The following is a 21,845-nucleotide window of genomic DNA, read 5'->3' as shown; positions in this document are numbered from 1 at the left end:
ACGGGTGGGTGGGCCTACTTGCCGTTCTCGTCGGTCTTCTTCTTGTCGATGAGGCTCGAGATGTCCTCAGGGATGTCGAAGGCGCGGGCGTTCTCCGCGTCGATCTGCGCAGCGGCCTCGGCCGAGGAGCCCTCGACGACGACAGCGTCAGCGGGCGGGTCGACAAGCTTGGCGATCGCGGCGCGGAGCCAGCGGGAGGTGTTGCCCGGGGTCGTCTCGAGCGTGATCGCGTCGTCCTCGACGGCGACGATCCGGCCGAAGTAGCCCGAGCCGGTCATGACCTCCTGGCCGACAGCCAGGTTGTCCCGGAAGGACATGGCCTCTTTCTGACGCTTGCGCGAGCTGCGGGTCATGAAGACCATCGCGACTGCTGCCAGCACGAGGATGAAGATCGTAGTCATGACGTGGGATCACGTCTCCGTTCTGCGTAGGGAACTATCGGAGTCTAGGCGCAGAGGCGCCCAAGTCACTAACGACCCGGGGCGACGGAAAGTGCCCAGCACGTCTCGAGGGTTCCCGCGACCCGGGCCGCGACGCAGCACCTCGCCGATCGGCTAGCCGAAGAGCGTCGCGCCGTCCGCCGGCGGGGTCAGGCCCAGGTGGGCCCAGGCCGCGGGGGTCGCGACGCGACCACGAGACGTGCGCCCGATCAGTCCTTCGCGGACCAGGAAGGGCTCCGCGACGGTCTCGACGGTCTCGGGCTCCTCCCCCACGGTCACCGCGAGCGTGGTGAGCCCGACAGGGCCGCCCCCGAAGCGGGTGCACAGCGCACGCAGGACAGCGCGGTCGAGCCTGTCGAGCCCGAGGGCGTCGACCTCGTAGACCTCGAGGGCGGCGCGCGCCGCACGCAGGTCCATCGACCCGTCGCCGCGCACCTGCGCCCAGTCGCGGACGCGGCGCAGCAGACGGTTCGCGATACGGGGTGTCCCCCGCGACCTCGAGGCGAGCTCGCTCGCAGCCTCGGCCTGGAGCTCGGAGCCGAGCAGCCCGGCAGAGCGGACCAGCACCCTCTCGAGCTCGTCGGAGGAGTAGAAGTCGAGGTGGCCCGTGAACCCGAACCTGTCGCGCAGCGGCGCGGGCAGCAGGCCCGCGCGGGTCGTCGCACCGACGACCGTGAACCTGGGGAGGGTGAGCGGGATGGCGCTCGCACCCGCGCCCTTGCCGACGACCACGTCGACCCGGAAGTCTTCCATCGCGACGTACAGGAGCTCTTCGGCCGGACGCGCGAGCCTGTGGATCTCGTCGATGAACAGCACCTCGCCCTCGTCGAGGGACGAGAGCACCGCCGCGAGGTCGCCCGCGTGCTGGATCGCCGGGCCCGAGGTCACGCGCAGGGACGCGCCGAGCTCGGCCGCGATGATCATCGCGAGGGTTGTCTTGCCGAGCCCGGGCGGGCCGGAGAGCAGGACGTGGTCGGGCGACGAGCCACGTCCGAGGGCGGCGTCGAGGACGAGGGAGAGCTGGTCGCGGACCACGCGCTGCCCCACGAACTCCTCGAGCCGGCGCGGGCGCAGGGCGGCCTCGGCAGCGCGCTCGAGGTCGTCAGCCCCCGAGCCTGTCATCCGGTCTGCCGGGAGGTCGACCCCGTAGACGTCAGGGTCGACGTCATCCACGGTGGCCGCCGAGCACCTTGAGCGAGGACCTGAGCACGACGGGGACGTCTGCCGTGGTGACAGTCGTGGCGCCCGACTCGTCGAGCACCGTCGCGATCGCGTCCTCGGCCACCTTGGCCGACCACCCGAGGCTGACGAGCGCCTGGACGACCTGCTCGCGCTGGTCGCCGAGGGCCGCCGTGGGCGCCACGCCTGCGGCGTCGAGGCCCGTCGGCTGGCCGAGCTTGTCGCCGAGCTCGAGGATCAGCCGCTGGGCTCCCTTGGCACCGATGCCCGGGACACGGGTGAGCGCCTTGACGTCTCCCCCGGCCAGCGCGCGGCGCAGACCGTCGGGGGTGTGCACGGCGAGCATCGCCAGCGCGAGCCGCGGCCCGACTCCGCTGACGGTCTGCGAGGCCTCGAAGACCGAGCGCTCGTCGTCGTCGGTGAAGCCGTAGAGGGTCAGGGAGTCCTCGCGGACCACGAGCGAGGTGGACAGCGACGCCTCGGCGCCGACCCGCAGCGTGGCAAGGGTGGCCGGCGTGGCGTACACGAGGTAGCCGATGCCGGCGACGCTCAGGACGGCACTGTCCAGACGGACGGTCTGGACGGTTCCGGACAGGGACGCGATCACGGGCTCACCGATCTGCTGGGACGAACATGTGTACGAACAACCCTAGCAACGCTACCGGGTGCCCTTCGCGCGGCGCGCCGACTGCTCGGCCGCGGCCCAGGCGCGCTGGGCCGGCGTCTGCGCGAAGCGCTCGGCCTTGTCGAGGATCGCCGAGGGGCGCCACAGGTGGCAGATCGCGAGGGCCAGCGCGTCGGCGGCGTCGGCCGGCCGCGGCACCTCGGAGAGCCCGAGGATCTGCGCGACCATCTTCTGCACCTGCTCCTTGCCGGCCCGGCCGCTCCCCGTCACCGCTGCCTTGACCTCGCTCGGCGTGTGCATCGCGACCGGGACGCCTCGGCGGGCCGCTGCGACCATCGCGAGACCGGCAACCTGCGCCGTGCCCATGACCGTCGACACGTTGTGCTGGGCGAAGACCCTCTCGACCGCGACCACGTCAGGGGTGTGCGCGTCCATCCAGGTGTCGAGCTCGTCGGCGATCTGCAGCAACCGCGCGTCGACGGTCGACGAGGGCGGCGACATGGCGACGCCGACGGCGACCAGGCGCGCGCGGCGCCCGGTCACGGAGTCGACGACGCCGATGCCGCAGCGGGTCAGGCCGGGGTCGACTCCGAGGACGCGCACGCGTGGCGTCAGTCGTCGTTCTCGAGCTCGGCCATGACCTCGTCGGAGGCGTCGAAGTTGGCGTAGACGTTCTGCACGTCGTCGGAGTCTTCGAGGGCGTCGATGAGCCGGAGCACCTTGCGGGCGCCCTCGGCGTCGACCTCGACCTGCATCGACGGGTGGAAGACGACGTCGGCGGAGTCGTACTCGATCCCGGCCTCCTGGAGCGCTGTGCGCACGGGCACCAGGTCGGTCGCCTCGCACAGGACCTCGAAGGCCTCGCCGAGGTCGTTGACCTCTTCGCCGCCGGCGTCGAGCACGGCCTCGAGGACGGAGTCTTCGTCGGTGCCCTCCTTCGGGACGACGACGATGCCCTTGCGGGAGAACAGGTACGCGACAGAACCCGGGTCGGCCAGCTGGCCGCCGTTGCGCGTGAAGGCGATGCGGACCTCGGCGGCCGCGCGGTTCTTGTTGTCCGTCAGACACTCGACGAGGAAGGCGATCCCACCGGGGCCGTAGCCCTCGTACATGATCGTCTGGTAGTCGGCGCCGCCGGCCTCCTGGCCGGAACCACGCTTGAGCGCGCGCTCGATGTTGTCGTTGGGGACCGAGGTCTTCTTGGCCTTCTGGACCGCGTCGAAGAGCGTCGGGTTGCCGCTGATGTCAGCACCGCCCGTGCGGGCGGCCACCTCGATGTTCTTGATGAGCTTGGCGAAGAGCTTGCCACGCCTGGCGTCGATGACGGCCTTCTTGTGCTTCGTGGTGGCCCATTTGGAGTGACCTGACATGCCTGAGTACTCCTTGCGAACGATCGGTGCGGACGTCTTCGATGACGTGGCCGGGTCGAGCGCGACACCGCTGCGGGCTGCGCAGGCAGCTCCCGGACGGGTCAGGGCTCGGCGCAGCCGCGCCGGACTGCGTCGATCTTACCGGGGCGAGAGCCCCGGCGTGCGCCTGGCGCGCACCGACGGTGCTCGGCGAGGGCCCGGCGAGCCCTCGGTGAGTGCTGCGACGAGGGTCCGGAGGGCTCTCGGCGCGGGCGCGAAGCCACACGTGGCCACGGCTGCACACGGCTCAGAGCGCTACGCTCGGCGGACCTGCACCCCCTGTGCGTCCGCTCGCGACGGTCTGCACCTGCACCGAGGAGTCCCATGAGCCAGCCGTACCAGCCGCCCCACCCGGGGGCGTGGCAGCCCCAGGGGCCGTACATGCCTGCCCCGCCCAAGACGTCGACCCGGGGTGCGCGCGTGCTCACCCTGATCGGCGTGCTGGCGCTCGTGGTGGCCGTGGTCGTCGGGGTCGTGGGGATCACCATGCTCCGCGACGCCGTGACCGACCCCCTCAGGCCGTCGGCAGGGTCGGTGGTCATCGCACGCGGGCCCTCGGACCAGGCGCTCACCCTCGACGCCGAGGCAGGACGGACCTATTCGCTGGTCTCGCTCGACGCGACGAGCGCCGCGGGTGTCGGCGCCACGGCCGAGGTCACCGGGCCGGACGGCGAGCCGGTCCGGGTCCTCCCCGTCGACGAGTCGACCCATCTCTCCGTCGACGGGTACACGGTCTCGCGCTTCGCCTCCTTCACCACGACCACGGCCGGCACCTACACGATCGACGTCGTCTCGAGCGTCACGCGGGACTGGGACGTGGCTGTCGCCGACCCGGGGGGCGTCGACGACCTCGCCCGGGACCTCGTCGTGGGTGTCGTGCTCGTCGTCGCCGGGGTCATCGGTGCCGGGATCGGGCTGGTGCTGTCGATCGCCGGCTGGATCTGGTGGGCGGTCCGCAGGTCCAACCAGCGCAGGGTGGCAGCCGTGCAGGCCGGGGCCTACGGCTACCCGCCGCAGCGGTACTGAGACGGGAGCACCGCGCAGTCCACGCGGACTCGGAGCACTCCGCAGTCCGTGCGGGCTCGGAGCACTCCGCAGTCCGCACGGACTGCGGTGCCGCCGCGGCGCACCGGCAGGACGGACCCGCACAGCACCGGTCCGTCCGCGCGAGGTGGTGCAGGCTCGTGCCGGTCAGGACGTCGGACGCCGCGGGCGGCCAGCGCCCGGCTTGCCCTTCGCAGCCTTGCCCTTCGCAGCGTCGCCCTTCGCCGCCTTGCCCTTCGCAGCGTTGCCCTTCGCAGCCGCACCGCGCTGGGGTGCGGGGGCCTTCCTCGAGGCAGCCCCGTCCGCCGAGGCCCCCCTCCCCTGCGTCCTGCCCTCGCCGCGGGTCCCGGAGTCTTCGCGGGCAGCATGCCCGACGGGCAGCTCGGGGTCCCGGGCGCCGCGCTGGCCGACGGCGCGCGCCGAGCGCAGGGCCTGACCCGCACCTGTCGTCTTGGACGGGCGCACGTACGGGGCGACCTCCCCGACCAGCCAGGTGACAGCGGCGTCACCGGCGACGACCTTCTGGGGCTTGGCCTTGATCTGGGCGAGCCGCATGAGGTCGCGGACCTCGCCGGCCTGCTCGGGCAGCATGATCGTCACGACGTCACCGCCGCGCCCGGCCCGGGCGGTGCGTCCGGAGCGGTGCAGGTAGGACTTGTGCTCGGCCGGCGGGTCGATGTGGACGACCAGCTCGACCTCGTCGACGTGGATGCCACGCGCCGCGACGTCTGTCGCGACGAGCACCCGCACGATGCCCGACGTGAAGGCGGCCAGGTTGCGCTCACGGGCGTTCTGGGCGAGGTCGCCGTGCAGCTCGACCGCCGGGATGCCCTGGGCCGTGAGGATCTTGGCGAGGTTCTTGGCCTGGACCCTGGTCCGGGTGAACAGCACGCGTCGGCCGGTTCCTGAGGCGAGGCGCGCCACGACAGCGCTCTTCTCGGCGGGCTCGACGGCGAAGACGTGGTGGGTCATGGCCGCGACGGGCGAGCGGGCGCTGTCGACCGAGTGGACCGCAGGCCGGACGAGGTACCTGTCGACGAGCTGGTCGACGTCTCCGTCGAGGGTCGCGCTGAACATCATCCGCTGGCCGCCCCGGGGCGTCTTGTTCAGCAGGCGCCGGACGCCGGGCAAGAACCCGAGCTCGGCCATGTGGTCTGCCTCGTCGAGGACCGTCACCTCGATGGTGTCGAGGGAGAGGGCCTTCTGCTTCAGCAGGTCTTCGAGACGCCCGGGGCAGGCGATGACGATGTCGACTCCCCCGTTGAGCGCCGAGATCTGGCGCTTGGGCGTGACGCCGCCGTAGATCACGGTCGTGACGAGGCCCGCTGCCCGGGCGATCGGGGCGACGGTCGCGTCGATCTGCTGCGCGAGCTCTCGCGTGGGGCAGAGCACGAGGCCGCGGGGCCGACGGACCGCCTGCTTGGTGCTCGACGCCGCGAGCCGCGTGACGAGCGGGAGCGCGAAGGCGAGGGTCTTGCCCGAGCCCGTGCGGCCGCGGCCGAGCACGTCGCGGCCCGCGAGGGTGTCCGGGAGCGTCGCGACCTGGATCGGGAAGGGGCTGTCGAGGCCCTGGCGCGCCAGCTCGTCGCGCACGGCGACGGGCAGGGCGAAGTCGTCGAAGCTCGTCATGTCAGGGTGCCTCTCGCGCCCGCGCCGGAGCTGGACGCCAGGCGTCCTGCCCGACCGGGGTGGTGTTCAGGGGTCGGGCGCACACTAGTCCCGCTCGAGACCTATCGCGCGCACCACGCCGTCCCAGCCGGCGAGGAGGTCGTCGACGATGTCGGGCAGGTCCCGCGGGAACACCTCGTCGGTGGTCGCGCGGAGCTCGGTGGTCGTGAGCCAGGCCATCTCGTCGATGAACCCGGTCTCGATCTCGGTCCACCCGTCGCGGACCAGGCGCCCGTCGTGGGTGAGGCGGACGAAGAAGAACTCTTCGTGCTGGAGGCAGCTCTCGCGGGCGAAGTCGAAGATCGCCGACCGCGTGACGACAGGACCCACGAGGTCCTCGGGCGCGACCCGCAGACCGGACTCCTCGAAGACCTCACGGACCGCAGCCTCGTGGGCGCTCTCCCCAGGGTCGATGCCCCCGCCGACGGTGAACCACCAGTGGCGTGAGGGCTCGTCGGCGTCGTGGCCGCGCACGACGAGCACGCGGTCCTGGTCGTCGACGAGCAGCACGCGGGCCGCGTGGCGGGTCCGCATCCCGGTCGGTCCCACAGACCAGCCGGCGTCGAGCTGGACGCTGCGCTCCTGCGCCGCGACGAGCGCAGCCGCTGCGGCGCCCTGGGCGTCCGCGGGCTCTGGGACGTCTGCGGCGTCCAGGGCGTCAGCGGGCTCCGGGGCAGCCGGGAGGCCTGACCTGTCGGCCTCAGGTCCGGCGTCCTCAGGCACCCGTCGTCGCCCCGGGGACGGCGCGCGGACGGCGCAGGGCCGGGGGCCAGCTGTCGTCGAGCTCGACGGTCTGGGGCATCGACGCACGTCCGGCGAGCCGCACGGCTCGGACGAAGACCTTGGCGCGCATCCGCTGAGCCTGGTCGACCGCCTCGTTGTGGAAGCGGCGGGCGAGCTGGACGCGGTACCAGGCCCCGGCGAGGGCGTCGAGGAGCGGTTCGGCCTCGGGGAGCGAGTAGAGCTCGTCGACCTCGTCTGGGTCGTCGAGGACAGCCCGCAGTGTCGAGGAGAGCGCGCTCTCGGCCTGCGACCTCTCGTCGCCGAGGTCGCCGTCGAGCGCGCGGGACACCGTGCCACGAGACGGTCCGCGGCCGGCGCGCCCGTCGGCGTCAGGGGCACGGACGAGCGGCTCGAGGTCGGGGACGGCGACGGCGAGCTCGCGCTCCCCGGCGTCCGAGCCTGACGACGCCTCACGGGCTGCCTCGAGGAGCAGCACCGAGCTGACGGGGTCGAGGACCCCTGAGGTCGCGATCTCGGTGGCGACGGCCGAGCGACGGAGCAGCTGGGCGTCGAGGGCGAGCCTGGAGGCGACCACCTTGCGGTGCAGCCTGTCCAGGCGCGTGGCCGAGACCCACACGAGCCAGCCGAGCACCAGCACGACAGCCACGACGATCACCGCGGTCTCTGACCAGGTCATCGGGTCACCTCCGTCCAGCCGCCGCGTCGTCGCAGGCTGAGCGACGACGGGTCTTCTTCCACACCACCGAGGGCGCGGGACGCCTCGAGGACCATCTCGTACACGGTGAGCACCTGGCTCGTGACGGTCGACCAGTCGTACTGGCGGACGGCGACCGACGCGAGTGTCGTGCGCCGTGCCCTGTCCTCGGGGTCGGCGAGGGCCGCCAGGACCGTGCGGGCGAGGTCGGCGCTGTCGCCCACCCGGAACACGTACCCGGCGCGGCCGCCGTCGAGGACACGCTCGAAGGCGCCGAGGTCGCTCGCGACGACGCACGCGCCCGCGCTCATGGCCTCGACCAGGACGATGCCGAAGCTCTCTCCCCCGGTCTGCGGGGCGATGTACAGGTCGACCGACGAGAGCAGCGCGGCCTTCTCCTCGTCGGTGATCGACCCGAGGAACTCGACCGACGCGGCGTGCTCGCCGAGCTCGGCGAGGGCTGCGTCGCGGCCGTCGTCGCCGCGGCCGGCGACCAAGAACCGCGCACCCGGGATCACGCGGAGAATCTCGGGCACAGCCCGCGTGAGGACCGGCAGTCCCTTGCGCGGCTCGTCGAGACGACCGAGGAAGGCGATGGTCGGAGCGTCCGGGGTCCCCGTCCAGCGGGGGTCGGCCTCGGCGTCCTCGAAGGTGTCGACGTACACGCCGTTGGGGATCACCACAGCGTCCCCGCCCATGTGCTCGACGAGCGTGCGGCGGGCGTCCTCGGACACGGCGATCCGTGCGGAGATCTTCTCGAGGCTCTGCCGCACGAGCGGGTACGCAGCCTGCAGGGCGCGGGAGCGGATCAGGGCCGTGTGCATGGTGGCGACGATGGGGCCGCGGGCGATCCACAGCGCGAGCATGCTCAGGCTCGGTGTCACGGGCTCGTGCAGGTGGAGGACGTCGAACTCCCCTTCCTTGAGCCAGCGGCGGACCTTGGCCGCCGTGCGCGGGCCGAAGGTCATCCGCGCGACCGAGCCGTTGTACTTGACCGGGATCGCCTTGCCGGCCGACGTGATGTAGTCGGGGATGGGCGTGTCGTCGTCGGCCGGGGCCAGCACCGAGACGCTGTGGCCCTGGGCCATGAGGGCCTCGGCGAGGTCACGGATGTGGAACTGGACTCCGCCCGGGACGTCGAAGGAGTACGGGCAGACGATGCCGACCTTGAGGCGTCGCGTGGTCATCAGCTCTCCGACTTCTGCACGGTCTGTGCGTAGCGTGCGGCATCGAGGTCCTCGACGAAGACCTTCTGCAGCATGTGCCAGTCCTGCGGGTGGGCGCGGATGTCGTCGCCCAGGTCGTCGACCCACCGCTGGGTGACCGCCTGGATGCGTTCCTTGGTGCTGCCCTCGGTCGGCACGTCGATCGTCGGGTGGAACCTGATGACGATGCCCCACGGGGTGCCGGCCGCGGCGCGGCGCGCCCCGGTCAGCCGTTCGTAGTAGATGCCGGCGGCCACGAGCGGTGCGCCCGTGGAGACCGCGAGGGCCGCGGGTCCGACGGCGACCCGGGCGCGGGTGCCGAGGTAGTCGACCTCGACACCGCGGTGCGACAGGTCACGGTCGGCCAGCAGGCAGATGATCCTGCCGGGCTTCTGGGCGGCGCGGAGCAGCGAGCGGAAGACGCCAGGGTCTCCTGCGGTGAGGATCTCCATGCCGAGGGCCTCGCGGAAGGCCTTGAACTCCTCGTACAGCTCGGGGGGCTCGAGACGCTCGGCGACGGTGAGGACCGGGGCGATGTGCTGGCTCGCGTAGACACCGGCGAGGTCCCAGTTGCCCTGGTGGGACAGCGCGACCACGGGGGTGATCCCCTGACCGACGAGCTCGCGGACCTCGTCATAGCCGACGACCCGGACCCGGGCCTCGACCTGCTCGGGCGTCGCGTGCCGCATGACGAAGGCCTCGCCGTAGTACCGCATGTACGAGCGCATGCCGGCACGCGCGAGCCTGCGGAGCTCGCGCTGCGAAGCGTTCGGGCGAGCGCGGGCGAGGTTGCGCGTCAGCTGCTGGACGCCCCCGGTGCGCAGCAACCAGGTCACGTCTGCCGCGGCGACCGTCACGGCGCGCAGCACGGGCGCCGGGACAGACCCGGCGTGCTGCCAGGCGAGGTGGAAGAGCCGACCGGCGTCGAGAGCCATGCCTCAGCCCTCGCTCGTCGCCGGGACGACCGCGGCGAGCGCCTGCCGGCGCACCGTCGCGATCCGCTGGCCGACGGTCACCAGGCTCGCGAGGGCGAGCACGACGAGCGCGACCACGAGCACGACCACGGGGGCGCCGAGTCCCACGACCCCCGCGCACACGAGCGAGACCACGAGCCGCTCGGCGCGCTCGGCGATGCCGACGTTCGCGGTCATGCCGAGGCCCTCGGCGCGCGCCCGCGCATAGGAGACCATCGATCCGATGACGAGGCAGGCGATCGCGGCGGTCGCGCCCCAGGCGCGGGTCGGACCCTCGTGGTGGAGCAAGAAGTACGCGGCGAGGCCGCAGAAGATCGCGGCGTCGGCGAGCCTGTCGAGCGTCGAGTCGAGGAAGGCACCCCAGCTGCCCGAGCGTCCCGCGAGACGCGCCATGGTCCCGTCGAGGGAGTCGAGGAAGGCGAAGAGCCCGATGATGATCGCCCCGGCCACGAGGTGGTCGGTCGGGAAGGCCCAGAGCGCCGTGACGAGCACGCCGAGGGTCCCGAAGACCGTCACGGCGTCGGGTGAGACCTTCGCGGCCAGCAGCGCCTTGGCGAGGGGGTGGAAGAGACGCCCCATGAGGCCTCTCAGACGGCTCAGCACGGATCGTCCTCCGTCGATGTGGTGGGCGCTGCGTGCGTACCCGGCCAGGCGGCCGCGAAGAGCTCGCGGGTCTGGGACAAGAGCTGGGGCAGCGCCTTGGTCCGCCCGACGACGGGCAAGAAGTTGGCGTCGCCGGCCCACCGGGGCACCACGTGCTGGTGCAGGTGGGCTGCGATCCCGGCACCGGCCACGGCACCCTGGTTCATGCCCAGGTTGAAGCCGTGCGGCGCCGAGACCGCCCGGACGACCGTCATGGCCGTCCGGGTGAGCTCGGCGACCTCGACGACCTCGTCGGACGTGAGGTCGGTGTAGTCCGCGACGTGCCTGTACGGGCACACGAGCAGGTGACCGGCGTTGTACGGGTAGAGGTTGAGCACGACGTAGGCGTGCTCGCCGCGCGCGACGACGAGGCCGTCCTCGTCGCTGCGCGCGGGCACAGCGCAGAAGGGGCACTCCCCCGGCGTGGCGTCGGCCGGCTTGTCCTGCCCACCGATGTAGACCATCCGGTGCGGGGTCCAGAGCCGTTCGAGCCCGTCGGGCTCACCCGGGTGGTCGGTCGCCTGCTCGCTCACACCTGGACCCGGTCCCGCACGGCAGCGAGCACACGCTCGATCGCCTCGGCGACGGGGATGCCGTTCTCCTGGCGACCGTCACGGTAGCGGAAGGAGACGGCCCCGGCCTCGACGTCCTCGCCACCCGCGATGAGCACGAAGGGGATCTTCTGCGTGCTGGCGGTGCGGATCTTCTTGGCGAACCTGTCGCTGCTGTCGTCGAGGTCGGCGCGGATGCCGGCCTTGCGCAGCTGCGCGACGACGTCGGCGAGGTAGTCGTTGAAGGGCTCGGCGACGGGGACCGCGAGGACCTGGACCGGGGCGAGCCAGGCCGGGAAGGCACCTGCGTAGTGCTCGGTGAGCACGGCGAAGAACCGCTCGATCGAGCCGAAGAGGGCGCGGTGGATCATCACCGGGCGCTGGCGGGTGCCGTCGGCGGCGGCGAACTCGAGGTCGAACTTCTCGGGGAGGTTGAAGTCGAGCTGGATGGTCGACATCTGCCACGTACGGCCGATCGCGTCCTTGGCCTGGACCGAGATCTTCGGGCCGTAGAAGGCTGCGCCGCCCGGGTCGGGCACGAGGTCGAGACCCGAGGCGATCGCGACCTCTTCGAGGGTGCGGGTCGCCTCCTCCCACGCGTCGTCCGTGCCGACGGACTTCTCGGGGTCACGGGTCGACAGCTCGAGGTAGAAGTCGTCGAGGCCGTAGTCCTTGAGCAGGCCGAGGACGAAGTTCAGCGAGGTGGTGAGCTCGTCCTTCATCTGCTCGCGGGTGCAGTAGATGTGCGCGTCGTCCTGGGTGAAGCCACGGCCACGGGCCAGGCCGTGCACGACGCCGGACTTCTCGTAGCGGTACACCGTGCCGAACTCGAAGAGGCGCAGCGGCAGCTCGCGGTAGGAGCGTCCGCGCGAGGCGAAGATGAGGTTGTGCATCGGGCAGTTCATGGGCTTGAGGTAGTAGTTCTGCCCGGCCTTGCGCACGGTGCCGTCGGCGTCGAGCTCTTCGTCGAGGTGCATGGGCGGGTACATGCCGTCGGCGTACCAGTCCAGGTGCCCGGACGTGAGGAACAGCTGCTCCTTGGTGATGTGCGGGGTGTTGACGAAGGAGTAGCCCTCTTCGACGTGCCGCTTGCGCGAGTACTGCTCCATCTCGGAGCGGATGATGCCGCCCTTGGGGTGGAACACCGCGAGTCCGGAGCCGATCTCGTCGGGGAAGGAGAAGAGGTCGAGCTCGGTCCCCAGGCGGCGGTGGTCGCGGCGCTCGGCCTCGGCGAGGCGCTCGAGGTACGCCTTGAGCTCGTCCTTGGTGGGCCACGCGGTGCCGTAGACACGCTGGAGCTGCGGGTTCTTCTCGCTGCCGCGCCAGTAGGCGGCGGCCGAGCGCATGAGCTGGAAGCCGTTGCCGATCAGGCGGGTGCTCGGCAGGTGCGGGCCGCGGCAGAGGTCCTCCCACGCGACGTCGCCGTTGCGCTTGACGTTCTGGTAGATGCTGAGCTCGCCGGCGCCGACCTCGACCGAGGCGCCCTCGGCCGCGGTGTCGCTCGAGCCCTTGAGGCTCACGAGCTCGATCTTGTAGGGCTCGTCGGCGAGGTCGACGAGCGCCTCTGCCTCGGTGACCACGCGGCGCCGGAAGGTCTGGCCCTCCTTGACGATCCGCATCATGGCCTTCTCGAGGGCCTTGAGGTCCTCCGGGGTGAAGGGCTCGGCCACGTCGAAGTCGTAGTAGAAGCCGTCCTTGATGGGCGGGCCGATGCCGAGCTTCGCGGTCGGGTTGACCTGCTGGACCGCCTGGGCGAGCACGTGCGCGGCCGAGTGGCGCAGCACGTCGAGGCCGTCGGGCGAGTCGATGGTCACCGACTCGACGACGTCACCGTTGGCGAAGGTGCTCGCGAGGTCCTTGAGCTGGCCGCCCACGCGCACCACGACGACGTCCTTGCGGTCCGCGAAGAGCTCGGTGCCGGTGGTCGTGGTGGTCACGGTCGTCTGCGTGCCGTCGAGGGTGATGGTGACGTCGGGGGGCAGCACTGACGACTCAGGCACGGTGGTCTTCTCCTAGGACGATCGAGGGGCGCCCTCGTCCGAAGGCGCCCCTCGATGGTACCGACACCTGTGCGGCCCGTGGGGCAGGCTGCCCAGCCGCGTCGTCACCCGCCCGCGTCGTCGCGGACCAGGTGGGACGCCGGGTCGGGTCTGAGCCCGCGCACCCTGAGGTGCTGGCGACCAGGTGGTGTCAGTCGTTGGCCTTCTTGGCCTTCTCTGCCAGCTGGTCCACCTTGGCGTCGACGGAGTCCGGTGCGACAGACTTGATCGCGTCGGCCACCGAGTCGATCTTGTCGTCGGTGAGGAACTCTTTCGCCTTGCCCGCGAACTCTCCGAGCCCGCCCTTGCCCTGCTCGCTCATGTCCTGCTCCCTCGCTGCTGGTGAGCACCGGCGGACGCCGGGTCTAGAACCGAACCTAACCCCGTGACGGAGGTCACGCAGCCGGGAGCGCGTCGACGGCGTGCAGCCACGACAGGACGGTGTCGGCCTCGAGGTCGTCGACCGTCGCGATCTTGGTCGACGCCATCTGCGCCGAGCCGGCCGCGGCCAGACGGCCCGTGGGGTCCTCGATCCGCTGCCCCTGCCAGAGCATGAGGGTGACGTAGGAGCTGTAGGCCTTGAAGCCGGCGACGGGGGTCTTGCCGTCCATCCACACGGGATGCCCGTGCCACATGACTCCTTCACGCCCGACGAGGCCGGAGTCGAGGATCTCGACGAGACGTCCGCCGACCTCCCTCAACGGCTCGGCGAGCCCAGCGACGTAGGTGGAGACGGGGATCGATGCCATGGCGGTCCTGCCCTTCGGTCGGAGCCTCGACGCCCGGAGGCTCATGACCAGCAGCATCGCACCGGGGCCTGCGTCGCGCCCGTCGGGGACAGACCGCGGCTCTCCCGGGACTTTCGTCCTGGTTGCGGCCGATCAACGGAGAAGGTGACATGTGTCCGCTGTCCGGTGCAGCATGGAGGCATGATCCCGGTCTACTACTACTCGAGCGCGTCAGGGACGGTGCGGCTGTTCGCCGAGCGCCTCGGGCGGCCCGCGTACCCCCTCAGCGAGCGTGCTGTCCGACGGTCCGTCCCCGACGGGCCCTGGGTCCTCGTGACGCCCTCCTACAAGACCGGCAACCCGCAGAACGACACGATCCCCGAACCCGTCCGACGGTTCCTGTCGGACCCGCAGACACGGCGGCTGATGGTCGGGGTCATGGGGTCGGGCAACCGGAACTTCGGAGAGCACTACCAGGCCGCGTGCCGCCAGATCGCCGCTGCCTCGGGGCGACCCGTCCTGTTCGAGTTCGAGCTGCAAGGAACGCAGTGGGACGTGGCCGAGGCGCAGCAGATCCTCGCCGACCTCGACGCGGCGATCGAGGCGCACGGGGTCGGTCAGGCTCGGGAGCCGCAGGGGACGTGACAGGTCCGAGAGATTGAGCGAGCGAGCGATTGAGCGAGGAGACGATGACCGTCCTCACCCCAGCCCGGCCACCGCTCCCCCGGTGCTGACAGCACTCGCGGCGCTCCCGATGCGCCCGATGAGCTGACCCGCGGCGACCACGACCAGCGCCCCGGCGTAGAGGCTCAGGACTGCGGTCAGCGCCTGCTCGCGCGCCGACCCCGTCCGTCCGAGGACAGGCAGCGCGACATAGCCGTTGGCCAACCAGATCCGTCGCAGCACAGGCGCCTTGCGGAGCCTGCGCGGAGGCTTGACCAGGAAGGGCCACAGCAGCGGCAACCCGCCCGTGGTGACCAGGTCCCCGACGAGGTGCACGACGAAGCCCACCAGCACGGCCTGCGGCAACCACTCGAGCTGCTCGGGCGCCCAGGCGAGCACGGCCACCGTGACGAGAGCCGCCCCTGCCCAGAGGTTGACCACACCGGACCTCCCGAGGTCGAGGGCCTTGTTGGCGAAGGCGACGAGCGCGAGCAGCACGAGCGCCGAGCCGAGCGGGATGGTCCCCAGCAACGGGACCGTGGCCGTGAGCCGGTCCGCGAATCCCGTGAGCAGAGCCGCACCCACGGCCGCGAGCGCCGTGTGGAGCCCGTGGCGGTGACCGCCCGAGGCTGCCCCTGCGGCGCCGGCGAGGCCGCGGGTGAGGAAGCCGCCGGAGCGGGCGATGGTCGCGGAGTGGTGGTCGGCGTCGGGCAGCAGGGCCGCGCCGGCGGTGACGAGGGCTCCGAGGATCACTCCCTGGGGTTCGAGGGGGTGGGTGCCGAGCGCGATGGGCGCAGTCGAGGTGAGCGCGACCCAGGCTGCTGCGCCGGAGACGGCGTGGCTGGCCCCCATCATCGGGCGGCGCTCCGGGCTGTGTGCTCGGAGGGGACGAGGGCCGCTGTGGGCGGGGGGTTCACGGTGGGGTCTCCTCGGGTTCTTCGGGGTGGGGCTGTGGGTGCGTCGCCGCTGGTGGTGGGCCTGTGGCTGGACTTCGGGCCCGTCCGGACGCTGCGACCTGCGTGGTCGAGGTGCCGAGAGTATCACCCGTCCGAACAGGTGTTCGACCGAGGTCTTCACCCCGTCCGAGGCGAGACCGTGCGAGACCATGGGGAGATGTACAGCGAACGTCCGGCACAGCTCCGCGGTGCCGCCCTGTGGCAGGTCACGGCTGGCTCGCCCGGTCCTGCTGGCGCGATGCAGGACCGCTCGGGACCTACGGACCAGGGCCCCACGGCCTCGTCCGCGAGCGCAGACCCGACGCCCTTGGCAGCGCGTGAGGCCACACCCACGCTTGCGGCATCGGCATCGGCATCGGCATCGGCATCAGCCTCGGGGTCGGCGGCGGCCGAGCTGGTGCTCCCTGACGCGTGCATGGACATCGTGTGGACGGGTGGGCGGCTCGTCGTAGCCGGCCCGGACACACGGGCGCACAGCGTCGAGATGCGGGCCGGCGAGGTGGCGGCTGGGCTCCGTCTCGCCCCGGGGACGGCCCCGGCACTGCTGGGGGTGGTGGCCCACGAGCTGCGCGACCAGCGGGTCCCGCTCGACGAGGTGTGGTCGGCGCGGGCGTCCAGGGGCGTCGCCGAGGCTGTCGAGCGGGCTGCGCCTCGCGGTCCTGGTGCTGTGGCGGCGGCGATCGAGGACACCCTCCTGGGTCTGTCTCCGCTGCGGCAGGGCGTGAGCGGGCAGGTGATGCTGACGATGTCGGCCCGCGGCGCCGAGGTCACCGAGATCGCCCGGGAGACGGGTTGGTCAGAGCGTCAGCTGCGTCGGCACAGCCACGAGCTCTTCGGCTACGGGTTGGCGACGTTGCGCAGGGTGCTCAGGCTCCAGGCTGCGGTGCGCCTCGCCGGGACCGAGACCTCGCTGGCTGCTGTGGCGGGCGGGGCGGGCTACAGCGACCAGGCGCACCTAGCCCGGGACGTCCGCGCCCTGACGGGGACCACGCCCACGGCGTTGTTCGCTGGCCGTACGGCAGCCGGGTAGGACCCTCTGGGCTTCCCGTCCTCCGCGGGTGCGTCCCCCGTCGTCCACGGGCGGAGGACGCACGTCGCGGTCACCCGAGCGGAGCGAAGAGGTCGACGGGGGTCCCGTCGGGGTCGAGGACCGTGGCGTAGCGCTGTCCCCAGAACGCGTCCCAGGGCTCGTGGTGGACAGTGGCCCCGGCGGCCTCGAGCGCGTGGGTCACGGAGTCGACCTCGGCGGGTGAGTCGCACAGGAAGGCGAGCGCGCTGCGGTGCCCTCCTGTGGGCGGTGTCCATGACGGGTCGAAGCTGTGGATGGTCTCGACGGTGTCCCAGGCGAGGCGCAGTCCCGAGTCCAGGGTGATCTCGACGTGGGGCTCGGTGTCTGCGTCGGCGGGGATGTCGAGGCCGAGGCGGCGGTAGAAGGCGAGGGTGGCGGGCATGTCGGTCGTCACGAGGCCGACCATGTCGAGTCGAGGTGTCATGCCCCCAGGCTAGGCGCGCCGCTCCCCCGTCGTCTTGGACAGAACGGCCGTCGTCGGTCTGTCCCCCTCCGGTCCCGTGCCCGGGACCACGGCGTCCGTGAGGATCGGACCCGCGGAGCCGGTCCTGGCTCCGCGCAGCCGGACCTGACGAGACGCTGCCGCGCGCGCCAGGGGTGAGATGGGACGATGGGGCGCGTGAGCCCGTCCTGCACCTGTCCTGCGCCGTCGTCCCTCCTCTCCCAGAGGCTGGTCACCACGTGGGTCCGGTGAGGCGGGTCGTCGCACGCGTCGACTGGTTCGTCGTCTCGTTGCTGCTCGCAGTCGTCGTCGCGTCGTTCTTCCCGGTGCGCGGGCAGGCGGCCGAGGGGCTCGAGGTGGCTGTGGTGGTCGCCGTCGGGTGGTTGTTCTTCCTCTACGGGGTGCGGCTGCCGACCAAGGAGGCTGTCGACGCGCTCCGCGACTGGCGCCTGCACGGGTCTGTGCTCGCGGTGACCTTCATAGTCTTCCCGCTGCTGGGTCTGGCGGTCCAGCTGGTGCCGTCCTCGGTCGTCCCGCACGACCTCAAGCTCGGTCTGCTGTTCCTCACGCTCTTGCCCTCGACCGTGCAGTCGTCGATCGCCTTCACGTCGATCGCCCGTGGCAACGTCGCCGGAGCCGTGGTCGCCGCGTCCTTCTCGAACCTCGCAGGGGTGGTGCTCACCCCGCTGCTGGTCGCCGGGCTCCTGGGTGGGGCTGTCGGGTTCTCGGTCGACTCGATCGGAACGATCGGGCTGCAGCTCTTGGCACCCTTCGTCGCCGGTCAGCTGCTGCGGCGCTGGATCGCGCCGTGGGTGCTGGCGCACAAGCGGCTCACGACCCTGACCGACCGCGGGTCTGTCCTGCTCGTCGTGTACTCGGCGTTCAGCCACGGCGTGGTCGACGGCATCTGGACGACAGTCGACGTCGGGTCCGTCGTGGCTGTCGTGGTCCTGTGCTGCGTGGTCCTGGCGGTCGTGCTGACCTTCACCAGCGTCCTGGGCAAGAAGCTGGGCTTCAGCCGCGCGGACCGGGTGGTGCTGCTCATGTGCGGGTCGAAGAAGTCCCTCGCGAGCGGGGTCCCGATGGCCACGGTCCTGCTGCCCGCCGCGAGCGTGGGCATCATGGTGCTGCCGCTGATGATCTTCCACCAGATCCAGCTGATCGTCTGTGCGGTGATCGCCCGGCGCATGGGCGACGCCGCCGAGCCCGAGCCCGCGCGCACCTGAGGTCTGGCCGGAGCCAGACCTCAGGTGCGCGGGATGCCGGCGGGCACCTGGACGGCTCAGGCCTGTCGTGCCTGCGCGCTGTCTCGTGCGGCCTTGGCGAGGATGTTGCGGGCCATCGACGGGAAGATCAGCCCGTGGAACGGCCACACACCCCACCAGTACAGCTTGCCGAACAGGCCTCGGGGGAAGTAGATCGCCCGCTGGCGGTAGCGGGTGCCGTCGCCGTCGGGCTCGGCGGTGAGCTCGAGCCACGCCTCGCCGGGGACCAGCATCTCCGCGCGCAGACGTAGCTGGCGTCCGGGCTCGATGTGCTCGACGCGCCACCAGTCGACGGCGTCGCCGACGACGAGGGTCTTGGGGTTGCGGCGGCCGCGGTTGTGGCCCGCTCCGCCGAGGACCTTGTCGGCCAGGCCGCGGATCACCCAGGCGGCCGGGAGCGAGTACCAGCCGTTCTCGGCGCCGATGCCCTCGATGACCGACCACACAGCCTCGGGCGGGGCCTCGCCGGTGCGTGACCTGTCGTCGACGTACACGGTGCGACCGGCCCAGTCGGGGTCGCTCGGCAGGGGCTCGTAGGGCTTGCCCGAGGAGGCCCCGGTCCAGGACGTCTCGACCTCGCCGTTCTCGATCCTGCTGAGCGCGAGGCGCACGGCGTGCCTGTACCCCGTCAGCCCGGCCGCGGGGGGCGCGATGACGTCGTCGACGTCGTGCTCCTGCGCGACGGCGTCGTGCTGGAGCGACTGGACGAGCGGCACGGCCATCGAGTGCGGGATGGGCGTGACGAGCGCGACCCACCACCCGGCGAGCATCGGGGCCGGGATGGGCAGGGCGTAGATGCGGCGGTGCGGGAGACCCGCCTCGTAGCCGTAGCCGTACATCAGGGCCGCGTAGGTCAGGACGTCGCGGGACCCGATGTCGAAGGTGCGGTTGACGTCGGCGTCGACCAGCGGTGCGTGCACGAGGTAGTGCAGGACGTCGCGGATCGCGATCGGCTCGATCTTGTTCTGGACCCAGCTCGGGGCGGGCATCAGCGGGACGTTCTCCGTGAGGTGACGGATCATCTCGAAGGACGCCGAGCCCGAGCCGATGACGACCCCGGCCTGGAACACGATCGCAGGGACCGGGCTGTCGAGGAAGACCTTGCCCACGGCCGTCCGCGAGCGCATGTGCGTCGACAGCTCGACGCCCTCGGGGTGCAGGCCACCGAGGTAGACCAGGCGGGACACACCGGCGCGCTCGGCGGCGTCGGCGACGAGCTGGGCGGTGTCGCGCTCCTGCTCCTCGAAGTCCGAGCCTGAACCCATCGAGTGCACGAGGTAGAAGACCGTGTGGACGTCCTGGCAGGCCTTCTCGGTGTCGTCGGCCGAGCTGAGGTCGCCCTCGACGATCTCGACCTGGTCGTGCCACGGGACGCCCTCGAGCTTGGCGGGGGTGCGGACCAGGACCCTGACGGCAAATCCTTGTGCGAGGAGGCGTGGGACGAGGCGGCCGCCGATGTATCCGGTCGCGCCCGTCACGAGGACGAGGGTGGGTGAGGTCATCTCCTGATGGTAGGTACGGGTCAGCGTCCTCGCGCGGGGTGGGAGTCGTCGTCTGCGGGGCCGGTCTCGTCGCTGTGGCGTCCTTGGCGCTGGGCCTCCAGACGGATCGCTCGGCCTTCGGCGACGTCGTCGGCTGCCTTGGAGGCGCGCTTCTCGATGCCGCGGGTGTCGCGCGGGGGCAGCTGGAGGGTTCCCTCGGCCGGCAGGCCGGACTGGAGCTCGCGTCCGCGCTCGAGCTCGGAGTCGATCTCGGCGCCGAAGAGCAGCGCGAGGTTGGTGATCCACAGCCACAGGAGGAACACGATGACTGTCCCCAGGGTGCCGTAGGTCGAGCCGTAGGAGCCGAGGGTCGCGACGTAGATGCCGAAGCCTGCCGAGGCGATCGCCCAGACGAGGATCGCGACGCCGGCCCCGACGCTGAGCCACCGGAACTTGGGCTGCTTGACGTTCGGCGTCGAGTGGTACAGCAGCGCGACCATGACGATCACGACGAGCAGGACGACGGGCCACTTCGCGATGCTCCACACCGTGAGGGCGGCGCCGCCCAGCCCGATCGTGTCGCCCACGGCCTGCGCGATCCCGCCGGACAGGACGAGTGCGACGACCACGAGGGCCGCGCCGACGGCGACGGCGAGGGTGATGAGGAGGTTGACGGGGCGCAGCTTCCAGATCGGGCGCCCCTCCTCGACCTCGTAGACGCGGTTGAGTGCCCGGCCGAAGGCCCCGACGTACCCGGAGGCCGACCAGAGGGCGCCCGCGAGACCGACGACCAGGGCGAGGCCTGCGCCCGAAGACTGGCTGGCGACCTGGTCGATGAGGGGTTCGACCGTGGCGAGGGTCTCCTCGGGCAGGACGGAGGAGACGATCCCGAGCACGTCGTCGACGAGCTGTCCGCCGTCGCCGACGAGTCCCAGGATCGAGACGAGGGCGAGCAGCGCGGGGGCTGAGGCCAGGACCGCGTAGTACGTCAGGGCTGCGGCGAGGTCGAGGCACTGGTCGCGCGTGAACTGACGCAGGCTCGTGCGGAGCACCAGCTTCCAGGACCTCTTGGTGAGGTCGGTCGGCGAGTCGGGGTGCGTCGCTCCGGCCGAGCCGGCCGGACCTGACGGCTCGTCGGTCGACCTGCTCGCACCGGCTGGGTCGGTGCCTGTCGATCCGGTCTGGTGCGGGTGGCTGTCCCCGGTGGCAGGCATGGGTCCTCCGTCGTGTCGCTGTCTCGGTGTCGCTGTGCCGGTGCGCGCCGACGTCGTGCGCGGGCCGGCGGGCCTGATCCGACCCTAGGGACTCCCCGGGTCGGCACAACACGAAGGGCTGTGGACATCCGCCGTGCTGGCGGCTGTCCACAGCCCTCGAGCGCGTCGGGCGCGCAGGCGCCCTGCGCTGTCAGCGGGCGGTGAGCGCCGCGTCGACCTCGCGCAGGAAGTCGTCGAGGTCATCCGGGGTGCGGGAGGTCACCAGGGTCCAGCCGTCGGTCGTGTCGGCGACCACGGACTGGTCCTGCCACGTGCCGCCGGCGTTACGGACGTCGGTCTGCAGGGACGGGTACGACGTGAGGGTCTTGCCCGAGGCCAGCCCGGCCTCGACGACGAGCCACGGTCCGTGGCAGATCGCGGCGACGGGACGCCCGGAGCGGGCGAAGGTGGTCACGGCGGCGACGGCCTTCTCCTCCAGGCGCAGGCTGTCCGCGTTGAGCGTCCCCCCGGGCACCAGGAGCAGGTCGTAGGAATCGAGGTCGACGTCCGCGAGCGCGAGGTCGGCCTCGACGGAGCGGCCGGGGTCCTTGTCGCCGACGAGGGTCTGGACGGTGTCCTTGCTCGGGGCGGCGACGTCGACGTGGGCTCCTGCGGAGCGCAGGTGCTCGAGGGGGACGACGAGCTCGTCCTGCTCGACGCCGTAGGTGGTGACGACGGCGAGGACGCGGCGGCCGGTGAGGTCGGTGGTCATGGTGGTGCTCCTCTCGGTGGCGGCGCGGGGCCGGCAGGGGTGGTGCTGGGTGTCCTTCGACC

General features: G+C 71.7%; 24 protein-coding genes. 4 read left to right on the top strand and 20 right to left on the bottom strand.

Features of this window, described 5'->3' with window-relative positions; all coding sequences use genetic code 11:
- Window positions 1-14: 14 nt before the first annotated feature.
- From yajC to HZZ10_RS07205, 5 genes are all read right to left on the bottom strand, one after another.
- A complete protein-coding gene (gene yajC, locus HZZ10_RS07225; protein WP_056132537.1) occupies window positions 15-401 on the bottom strand; it encodes a preprotein translocase subunit YajC in 387 nt (128 codons plus the stop codon).
- Window positions 402-554: 153 nt separating this feature from the next.
- Window positions 555-1,562, bottom strand: a complete 1,008-nt coding sequence (gene ruvB / locus HZZ10_RS07220) for a Holliday junction branch migration DNA helicase RuvB (protein ID WP_056134104.1) — start codon at window positions 1,560-1,562, stop codon at window positions 555-557.
- A gap of 43 nt (window positions 1,563-1,605) precedes the next feature.
- A complete protein-coding gene (ruvA, locus tag HZZ10_RS07215; protein WP_056132535.1) occupies window positions 1,606-2,226 on the bottom strand; it encodes a Holliday junction branch migration protein RuvA in 621 nt (206 codons plus the stop codon).
- Between the two features lie 51 nt (window positions 2,227-2,277).
- Window positions 2,278-2,847, bottom strand: coding sequence for a crossover junction endodeoxyribonuclease RuvC (gene ruvC / locus HZZ10_RS07210; RefSeq protein ID WP_056132532.1), 570 nt, complete (start codon window positions 2,845-2,847; stop codon window positions 2,278-2,280).
- Window positions 2,848-2,855: 8 nt separating this feature from the next.
- The gene (locus HZZ10_RS07205; protein WP_056132529.1) at window positions 2,856-3,614 is read right to left on the bottom strand and encodes a YebC/PmpR family DNA-binding transcriptional regulator; all 759 of its coding nucleotides are present in this window, start codon (window positions 3,612-3,614) and stop codon (window positions 2,856-2,858) included.
- A gap of 363 nt (window positions 3,615-3,977) precedes the next feature.
- On the opposite strand from HZZ10_RS07205, the gene HZZ10_RS07200 reads away from it, so the two are divergent.
- Window positions 3,978-4,679: a hypothetical protein gene (locus HZZ10_RS07200; protein WP_179912995.1), complete on the top strand. Its 702-nt coding sequence runs from the start codon at window positions 3,978-3,980 to the stop codon at window positions 4,677-4,679.
- A gap of 165 nt (window positions 4,680-4,844) precedes the next feature.
- Here HZZ10_RS07200 and HZZ10_RS07195 read toward each other — a convergent pair whose 3' ends face one another.
- The 10 genes from HZZ10_RS07195 to HZZ10_RS07150 all read right to left on the bottom strand — a co-directional run bounded on the left by HZZ10_RS07195 (window position 4,845) and on the right by HZZ10_RS07150 (window position 13,963).
- Window positions 4,845-6,326 (bottom strand): DEAD/DEAH box helicase, encoded by a 1,482-nt coding sequence (locus HZZ10_RS07195; RefSeq protein ID WP_179912994.1) that lies wholly within the window; start codon window positions 6,324-6,326, stop codon window positions 4,845-4,847.
- An 84-nt stretch (window positions 6,327-6,410) separates the two neighbouring features.
- Entirely contained in the window at window positions 6,411-7,088 is a 678-nt protein-coding gene (locus HZZ10_RS07190) for an NUDIX hydrolase (protein WP_308507519.1), read from the bottom strand.
- Window positions 7,081-7,785 (bottom strand): hypothetical protein, encoded by a 705-nt coding sequence (locus HZZ10_RS07185; protein WP_056132524.1) that lies wholly within the window; start codon window positions 7,783-7,785, stop codon window positions 7,081-7,083. Before HZZ10_RS07185 ends, HZZ10_RS07190 begins: the two co-directional genes overlap by 8 nt.
- Window positions 7,782-8,990 carry a glycosyltransferase family 4 protein gene (locus HZZ10_RS07180; protein WP_179912993.1) on the bottom strand — a complete coding sequence of 403 codons (1,209 nt, stop codon included), beginning with the start codon at window positions 8,988-8,990 and terminating at the stop codon, window positions 7,782-7,784. The genes HZZ10_RS07185 and HZZ10_RS07180 overlap by 4 nt, the downstream gene beginning before the upstream one ends.
- Window positions 8,990-9,943 (bottom strand): phosphatidylinositol mannoside acyltransferase, encoded by a 954-nt coding sequence (locus tag HZZ10_RS07175; protein WP_056132519.1) that lies wholly within the window; start codon window positions 9,941-9,943, stop codon window positions 8,990-8,992. The genes HZZ10_RS07180 and HZZ10_RS07175 overlap by 1 nt, the downstream gene beginning before the upstream one ends.
- Before the next feature lie 3 nt (window positions 9,944-9,946).
- Window positions 9,947-10,585, bottom strand: a complete 639-nt coding sequence (gene pgsA, locus HZZ10_RS07170; RefSeq protein ID WP_179912992.1) for a phosphatidylinositol phosphate synthase — start codon at window positions 10,583-10,585, stop codon at window positions 9,947-9,949.
- Window positions 10,579-11,157 (bottom strand): HIT family protein, encoded by a 579-nt coding sequence (locus HZZ10_RS07165; protein WP_308507518.1) that lies wholly within the window; start codon window positions 11,155-11,157, stop codon window positions 10,579-10,581. The genes pgsA and HZZ10_RS07165 overlap by 7 nt, the downstream gene beginning before the upstream one ends.
- Window positions 11,154-13,175, bottom strand: coding sequence for a threonine--tRNA ligase (gene thrS / locus HZZ10_RS07160; RefSeq protein ID WP_373367320.1), 2,022 nt, complete (start codon window positions 13,173-13,175; stop codon window positions 11,154-11,156). Before thrS ends, HZZ10_RS07165 begins: the two co-directional genes overlap by 4 nt.
- A 190-nt stretch (window positions 13,176-13,365) precedes the next feature.
- Window positions 13,366-13,536 carry a hypothetical protein gene (locus tag HZZ10_RS07155; RefSeq protein WP_179912991.1) on the bottom strand — a complete coding sequence of 57 codons (171 nt, stop codon included), beginning with the start codon at window positions 13,534-13,536 and terminating at the stop codon, window positions 13,366-13,368.
- Between the two features lie 73 nt (window positions 13,537-13,609).
- Entirely contained in the window at window positions 13,610-13,963 is a 354-nt protein-coding gene (locus tag HZZ10_RS07150) for a DUF1801 domain-containing protein (protein ID WP_179912990.1), read from the bottom strand.
- 180 nt (window positions 13,964-14,143) lie between these two features.
- On the opposite strand from HZZ10_RS07150, the gene nrdI reads away from it, so the two are divergent.
- Window positions 14,144-14,587 carry a class Ib ribonucleoside-diphosphate reductase assembly flavoprotein NrdI gene (nrdI, locus tag HZZ10_RS07145; protein WP_179912989.1) on the top strand — a complete coding sequence of 148 codons (444 nt, stop codon included), beginning with the start codon at window positions 14,144-14,146 and terminating at the stop codon, window positions 14,585-14,587.
- A 54-nt stretch (window positions 14,588-14,641) separates the two neighbouring features.
- Here the strand turns inward: nrdI and HZZ10_RS07140 are convergent, their stop codons facing one another.
- Window positions 14,642-15,460 carry a metal-dependent hydrolase gene (locus HZZ10_RS07140; RefSeq protein WP_179912988.1) on the bottom strand — a complete coding sequence of 273 codons (819 nt, stop codon included), beginning with the start codon at window positions 15,458-15,460 and terminating at the stop codon, window positions 14,642-14,644.
- A gap of 258 nt (window positions 15,461-15,718) precedes the next feature.
- On the opposite strand from HZZ10_RS07140, the gene HZZ10_RS07135 reads away from it, so the two are divergent.
- Window positions 15,719-16,591, top strand: a complete 873-nt coding sequence (locus HZZ10_RS07135) for a helix-turn-helix domain-containing protein (RefSeq protein ID WP_218928521.1) — start codon at window positions 15,719-15,721, stop codon at window positions 16,589-16,591.
- A gap of 70 nt (window positions 16,592-16,661) precedes the next feature.
- Here the strand turns inward: HZZ10_RS07135 and HZZ10_RS07130 are convergent, their stop codons facing one another.
- Complete coding sequence (locus HZZ10_RS07130) at window positions 16,662-17,054, bottom strand: VOC family protein (RefSeq protein ID WP_179912987.1); 393 nt, start codon at window positions 17,052-17,054, stop codon at window positions 16,662-16,664.
- A gap of 266 nt (window positions 17,055-17,320) precedes the next feature.
- On the opposite strand from HZZ10_RS07130, the gene HZZ10_RS07125 reads away from it, so the two are divergent.
- Entirely contained in the window at window positions 17,321-18,298 is a 978-nt protein-coding gene (locus HZZ10_RS07125; RefSeq protein ID WP_056134092.1) for a bile acid:sodium symporter family protein, read from the top strand.
- A gap of 56 nt (window positions 18,299-18,354) precedes the next feature.
- On the opposite strand, the gene HZZ10_RS07120 is transcribed toward HZZ10_RS07125, so the two are convergent.
- The 3 genes from HZZ10_RS07120 to HZZ10_RS07110 form a co-directional block, all read right to left on the bottom strand.
- On the bottom strand, window positions 18,355-19,839 hold the full coding sequence (locus HZZ10_RS07120) for an SDR family oxidoreductase (protein ID WP_179912986.1): 1,485 nt from the start codon (window positions 19,837-19,839) through the stop codon (window positions 18,355-18,357).
- 20 nt (window positions 19,840-19,859) lie between these two features.
- Window positions 19,860-21,032 carry a YihY/virulence factor BrkB family protein gene (locus tag HZZ10_RS07115; RefSeq protein WP_218928520.1) on the bottom strand — a complete coding sequence of 391 codons (1,173 nt, stop codon included), beginning with the start codon at window positions 21,030-21,032 and terminating at the stop codon, window positions 19,860-19,862.
- Window positions 21,033-21,222: 190 nt separating this feature from the next.
- A complete protein-coding gene (locus tag HZZ10_RS07110) occupies window positions 21,223-21,783 on the bottom strand; it encodes a type 1 glutamine amidotransferase domain-containing protein (protein WP_179912985.1) in 561 nt (186 codons plus the stop codon).
- Window positions 21,784-21,845 lie beyond the last annotated feature (62 nt).

The organism is Sanguibacter inulinus, from assembly GCF_013415325.1.
GTDB lineage: Bacteria > Actinomycetota > Actinomycetes > Actinomycetales > Cellulomonadaceae > Sanguibacter > Sanguibacter inulinus.
Note: the sequence above shows the minus strand (reverse complement) of the source record. Positions and strands in the feature narration are given on the sequence as shown.